Origin of the sequence: Snuella sedimenti (assembly GCF_016428595.1) — a bacterium.
Lineage (GTDB): Bacteria > Bacteroidota > Bacteroidia > Flavobacteriales > Flavobacteriaceae > Snuella > Snuella sedimenti.
The window spans coordinates 1-6,282 of record NZ_JAELVQ010000050.1 but is presented as its reverse complement, the minus strand read 5'-3'; the positions used below and the strand labels follow the sequence as shown (position 1 = coordinate 6,282).

Annotated in this window: 7 protein-coding genes; all 7 read left to right on the top strand. The window is 40.4% G+C overall.

Features of this window, described 5'->3' with window-relative positions; genetic code table 11:
• Nucleotides 1–554: magnesium chelatase subunit ChlI family protein (locus JF259_RS17455; RefSeq protein ID WP_199116996.1), on the top strand; the 554-nt coding region annotated here is incomplete at its 5' end.
• A 203-nt stretch (nt 555–757) separates the two neighbouring features.
• Complete coding sequence (locus JF259_RS17450) at nt 758–1,876, top strand: DUF2891 domain-containing protein (RefSeq protein ID WP_199116995.1); 1,119 nt, start codon at nt 758–760, stop codon at nt 1,874–1,876.
• A 13-nt stretch (nt 1,877–1,889) separates the two neighbouring features.
• The gene (locus JF259_RS17445) at nt 1,890–2,174 is read left to right on the top strand and encodes a glycoside hydrolase family 20 zincin-like fold domain-containing protein (RefSeq protein ID WP_199116994.1); all 285 of its coding nucleotides are present in this window, start codon (nt 1,890–1,892) and stop codon (nt 2,172–2,174) included.
• 122 nt (nt 2,175–2,296) lie between these two features.
• A complete protein-coding gene (locus JF259_RS17440; protein ID WP_199116993.1) occupies nt 2,297–3,526 on the top strand; it encodes an Nramp family divalent metal transporter in 1,230 nt (409 codons plus the stop codon).
• Complete coding sequence (gene pxpA, locus JF259_RS17435; RefSeq protein ID WP_199116992.1) at nt 3,526–4,266, top strand: 5-oxoprolinase subunit PxpA; 741 nt, start codon at nt 3,526–3,528, stop codon at nt 4,264–4,266. Before JF259_RS17440 ends, pxpA begins: the two co-directional genes overlap by 1 nt.
• A gap of 6 nt (nt 4,267–4,272) precedes the next feature.
• Nucleotides 4,273–5,004, top strand: coding sequence for a 5-oxoprolinase subunit PxpB (pxpB, locus tag JF259_RS17430; protein ID WP_199116991.1), 732 nt, complete (start codon nt 4,273–4,275; stop codon nt 5,002–5,004).
• Complete coding sequence (locus JF259_RS17425; RefSeq protein ID WP_199116990.1) at nt 4,997–5,842, top strand: 5-oxoprolinase subunit C family protein; 846 nt, start codon at nt 4,997–4,999, stop codon at nt 5,840–5,842. Before pxpB ends, JF259_RS17425 begins: the two co-directional genes overlap by 8 nt.
• Nucleotides 5,843–6,282 lie beyond the last annotated feature (440 nt).

Below are 6,282 nucleotides of genomic sequence, written 5' to 3'. Positions count from 1 at the left end.
CTATATCACGAGCTAAATTTACTGTTACCTATCCCAGTAGCTTTATGTTGGTAGCGAGCATGAACCCAAGTCCGAGTGGTTATTTTAATGATCCCGATGCACCCGTAGCTACGAGTCCAGCCGAGATGCAGCGTTATCTTGGTAAAATTTCAGGGCCGTTGTTGGATCGAATCGATATTCATATAGAGGTGACTCCAGTGCCTTTTGATAAATTATCGAATTCTGTAAATGGGGAAAGCTCGGTAGAAATTAGAAAGCGTGTCACCCAAGCAAGGGCTATACAAACGGAGCGTTTCAAAGATTCGGAATCCGTGCACTACAATGCCCAGATGCATACAAAATACATTCGAAACCATTGCACTTTGGACGACGCGTCAAAACAATTGTTAAAAGCGGCTATGGAACGCCTAAACCTATCTGCAAGAGCTTACGATCGTATTTTAAAAGTCGCCCGTACCATAGCCGATTTGGAAGGCGTTGAGGCCATTAATGGCACCCATATTAGTGAAGCGATCCAATACCGAAGCTTGGATAGAGAAGGGTGGTTGGGGTGAATGTACTCGATAAAAGTTAAAAGTTAAAAGTTAATGGCTAAAAGCCAATACCCAGTACCCAACACCCAGTACCCAAGACCTAACAAAAGTTGCAAAAAATCTCGATTATCGCGTTAATCTATTATTTATGCTATTTTTGATAGCAACTGATCAAAACACTAATGTATAAACTGGTAGTACTTACCGCTAAAAACACACACTGTATGAAGTTATATGCCTTTCCCGTTCTCGTATTTAGTATTTTAATGTTTCATTGTAAATCACCCAAAGAAAAAGAAGACACTACAGCAACCGAGGTGGTTAGCGAAGCCGAAAAGGCACCTGTTCTTAACTTAGAAGAGGCTAACCGATTGTCACAATTGCCTTTACATTGTATAAATAATGAATACCCCAACAAACTATCACAGACATTGGGGAGTGACGAAGATTTACAAGCTCCCAGAGTGTTACATCCGGCATTTTATGGCTGTTTCGATTGGCATTCGGCTGTGCACGGCCATTGGAGTCTGGTGAGTTTGCTTAAGTCGTTTCCAAATATCGATGATGCTGAAACTATAAAGCAACGTTTATTGCAAAACATTTCTAAAGAAAAGATAGCAGAGGAAATCCTTTACTTTAAAGGATTGCATAACAAATCGTTTGAGCGTACTTACGGATGGGCATGGTTATTAAAATTAGCTGAAACACTGCATACCTGGGATACGCCATTAGCAAGAACCCTAGAAGATAATCTTCAACCCTTAACCGATCTTATAGTTGAAAAATACATTGCATTTTTACCTAAGTTGAATTATCCGCAGCGTGTGGGAACGCATACCAATACAGCCTTTGGTTTATCTTTTGCTTTCGACTTTGCCGAGGCAACACAACATGAAGCACTAAAAACAGCCATTATAGACCGGGCAACCTATTTTTATTTAGAGGATAAAGGCTGTCCGATTACCTGGGAGCCTAGTGGTAGTGATTTCTTGTCCCCCTGTTTGGAAGAAGCTGCTTTAATGAAGCGCTTATTGCCAGTAGCAGACTTTAGAAATTGGCTGGAAGCTTTTTTGCCACAGCTTAAGGATGCAAACTTTAGGTTGGAGCCCGGTGAGGTTTTAGATCGCACCGATGGTCATTTAGTCCATTTAGATGGTGTTAATTTTTCCCGAGCCTGGAGTTTGTACAAAATAGCTGAGGACTTAGCAGAATATAGCCATTTAAAAGCGATTGCCAACACACATATCAATTATTCCTTGCCAAGCATTGTTGGCGACAGTTACGAAGGCGGGCATTGGTTAGGTAGTTTTGCTATTTATGCTTTAAATTCAGTTACAAACTAAAACCTGATTATTTATGCGTTTTAAAAGACATTGGTTAACAATTCATATGTTTATTTGTTCTGTGGTCATCTTTGGTCAAAATATACTGCCTACACCTATGCAGGTACATGCTACGGACTCATATTTCACTTTTAAGAATACGTTAAGCATTGCTTATAACAGGGAAGGAAGTGAATCTGCCCAGTACCTAAGCAAGCGATTGGAAAATTACCTTAAGGTGAGAACCGTAAATTCAAATAAGGGCGACATTGTATTGTCCATAAAAAATACGAATGAAACGAGCATTAAGAAATTTTAAAAATTACTTCACAAAAGGCAATGTTTAAAATTTTTAATGAGAGAACGAGTGTAAGGAGTGGTTGCACACGTTCTTAATTTTATAATTACAATAAAATCAATTAATTACTAAAATTTAAACGTGTGAAAAATTGGTTTAAGAATATAGGCCCTGGTCCTCTTGTTGCTGCAGCTTTTATAGGGCCAGGAACGGTAACGGTTTGTACCTTGGCAGGTGTAGCGTTTGGTTACCAGTTACTTTGGGCGATGGTGCTATCGGTAGTAGCGACCATTGTTTTACAGGAAATGGCAGCCCGTTTGGGGATTGTTTCCCAACGGGGTCTGTCTGAGGTTATTAGAACCGAAATCAATGTGCCTGTCCTTAGGGTATTGGCTATTTTATTGATCCTTTCGGCCGTCGTTATCGGTAATGCAGCTTACGAAGCCGGTAATATTAGTGGTGGCGTGTTGGGGTTGGAAACCCTTATGGTAGCACCCAAGCTAACTGTTGGGGCTTTTAGCTTTAATGTGTTAAGTATTGTTATAGGAACTATAGCATTTGGTTTGCTCTATTTGGGTAACTATAAAGTATTGGAGAAGGTACTGGTGTTTCTTGTGATACTCATGAGCCTGGCATTTTTGGTAACGGCCGTAATAACCGGTCCGGATGTTATGGTAATTTTAAAAGGGGCATTAGTGCCTAGCTTTCCAGAAAACAGTTTGTTAACCGTTATTGGCTTGGTTGGGACCACCGTTGTGCCTTATAATCTGTTTTTACATGCGTCTTTGGTTAAGGAAAAATGGCATAGCAAACAAGATTTAAAATATGCCAGAAAGGATACGGTTGTGGCTGTTACTTTGGGCGGTTTGGTATCTATGTCTATTATAGTATCGGCAGCCGCTATACAAGCAACAGATATTAGCAGTGCTGCCGACTTGGCCAAAGGACTCGAACCTTTGTTTGGGCGGTTTGCCAAGTATTTTTTGGCAAGTGGTTTGTTTGCGGCTGGTATTACAAGCGCTATCACGGCACCATTGGCGGCAGCCTACGTTGCCAATGGTTGTTTGGGATTAGGAGCCAATATGCGTTCCTGGAAGTTTAGAGGTGTTTGGATGGTCGTACTGTTAATGGGGATCGTTTTTTCGTCTTTAGGAATAAAACCCATTGAGATCATTAAGTTTGCACAGGTAACCAATGGCATTTTATTACCCATTATTGCCGTGTTTTTAATTTGGATTATGAACAAATCCTCTGTTTTAGGAGTCTATAAAAATAGTTTGGGACAAAACATATTTGGGTTTGTAATTATATTAATTAGTATCTTACTTTCGCTAGCGAGTCTTAATAAAGTATTCGGTTTAAATTTGTTTTAATGGAGCGCTTAACGATTGATATGAATGCCGATGTAGGCGAGGGGGTGGGTAACGAACCACAGTTGCTACCTTATTTGTCGTCCTGTAATATTGCTTGTGGTGGCCATGCGGGCGATAAAACAACCATGCGGAAAGTGGTGGCCTTGGCCCAAAAGCATGGTGTTAAAGTGGGTGCCCATCCATCGTTTCCCGACAGGGCTAATTTTGGACGTGTTGCTGTGGACATGTCGAGTGTAGCATTGTTCACAAGTATTAAAGAACAGATTGATACCTTGCTTACTGTTTTGGATGCCATGCATGAGCCCTTACATCATATAAAACCACATGGGGCATTGTACAATTTGGCTGCAGTAGATACTAAAATTGCCAATGTTATCATTGAGGTGATGAAGAGTATTGCGTTGCCGGTTAAATTGTATGTACCTTACCAATCGGTTATTGCCAAGCTGGCATTGCAAAACAATATTCCGATACTGTATGAAGTTTTTGCAGACAGAAATTATAACGAAGACCTTACCTTGGTTTCCAGAACGAGTGAAGCCGCTATCATTCATGAACCGGAAGCCGTATTTAAGCATGTGTATACTATGATAAACACTCATAAAGTAACTGTGCTTAATGGAAAGGAAATACCCATTAAGGCAGATACCATTTGTATCCACGGTGACAATCCAGAGGCGCTGTCTTTAGTAAAACATTTAAGAGTACAATTAGAACGTTATGGTATTGCAATTCATTAAGAGCTTATGCGTTTCGAACTAGCATACAAACCTTACGGATTGCACGCTATTTTAGTAGCGTGGCCGGCGAGTATATCGGAAACGATATTACAAGATGTTTTGGCATTTAAGCAAACCGTGCTGGAATCCAAAGTACAACAGGTGTCAGAAGTCGTTACCGCCTACCATTCGGTTTTGGTAATTTACGAATCGGCGTATTCCGATTTCAATCGTGAAGTGGCTTTGTTAAAAGCTATCTATGCATCAAAAGCCCCATATAAAGCACTTATTAAAACCTTGTGGCGTATTCCAGTATGTTATGAAGCCGACCATGCGCCGGACTTGGAAGCCTTGGCTAAAGCTAAAAAAATAGCCCAAGGGACCATTGTAAAAAAGCACAGCAGTGCGGTCTATACAGTTTATTTTATTGGGTTTTTACCCGGTTTTTTATATTTAGGGGGCTTGGACGCGCAGTTGTATATGCCCAGAAAGGCAACACCTGCATTACGAGTTGAAAAGGGAAGTGTGGCTATAGGTGGGGAGCAAACAGGTGTTTACCCTAGTGTTAGCCCGGGTGGGTGGCATGTTATAGGCAATACGCCCATTGATTTTTTTGATGCTACCAAAGAAACACCCTGTTTTGCACAGCCGGGTGATCGCATCGTGTTTTATCCGGTGTCTTTAGAAATGTATAACGATATACAAACCTTGGTTAAGGGTGGTGTGTATCAATTGGAAAGTGAGGTGCTCAATGATTAAGGTACTGCGTTCCGGCTTTTATTCCTCTATTCAGGATCTTGGTAGGCAGGGAGTTATGCACTATGGCGTACCGCAGTCTGGGGCTATGGACCGTTACGCGGCAAGACTGGCCAATATGTTGTTGGGTAATGAGGAAACGGCTGCCGTTATGGAAATAACCATGACGGGGCCTGTGTTGGAATTCGAAACGGATACATACATCTGTCTTTCAGGGGCAGAGATGTCTCCTAAGCTTAATGATAGTATTATTGCGGTTAATAAACCTATAAAAGTACTAGCGGGAGATGTATTGTCGTTTGGTAAGCTTCAAACAGGGTTTAGGAGCTATTTGGCTGTATTGGGAGGTTTGCTAACCGAAACGGTTTTACATAGTAGAAGTATGTACCAAGGGATTACCAAACAAGTAACCTTGTTTAAAAACGATGTGCTTCCCATTGCAAGCTCTAAACCACTTAATACTATGCACCATGCGAACATTCGTCCCAATAGCACCTATTTAACAGAAAACCGGCTTGCCGTTTTTAAGGGGCCTGAGTTCGGTATGTTAAGTCGGGAACAACAAGAACACCTGTTATCCTTTCAGTTCTCCATTTCTAAAACCCATAATAGGATGGGATACCATTTAAAAGAACGGTTGGAGCATAACCTGGGGTCCATAATTACGTCACCAGTGCTTCCCGGGACGGTACAGCTTACGCCTTCGGGAACGCTTATTGTACTAATGCGCGATTGCCAAACGACAGGAGGCTATCCAAGGATCTTGCAACTCAGTGAAATGGCTATGCATACTTTAGCGCAGAAATTTACGGGGCAAACGGTGCGTTTTAAACTTTTATAAGACGCTTAGAAATAGCAGAAAGAGCCGGCTTTGTTTCTAAAAATTAGTCTTTTTATTTGGATGGGATTCTGTTTTCTGTTGTTTTTAGTCGTTTCTGTTGAAATGTTCCTTCCATACACTATCCATACACCATCCATACTTAAGCCATACAGGATGACATTTTTAATTTTAGCTCAAATAAAACACCAAGAATATCTGAGAATTTCTAAACATGCTATATTTGTAAGAATTAGTATATTTTAAAAATAGTTTTTATGTACATTTGGTTAAACACTTTATATATAAGCTTAAAAATCTAAACTAAATAAAATTTAATATACTTAATCATTAGTGTCCGATAAAGTTTTTTAAAAGCGGGATTTCCATAGTTGGATTTCCCGCTTTGCTTTATATCTTGTTTTACCACAAAACCAGATATGAATAAAAGTACAAACTTTAGC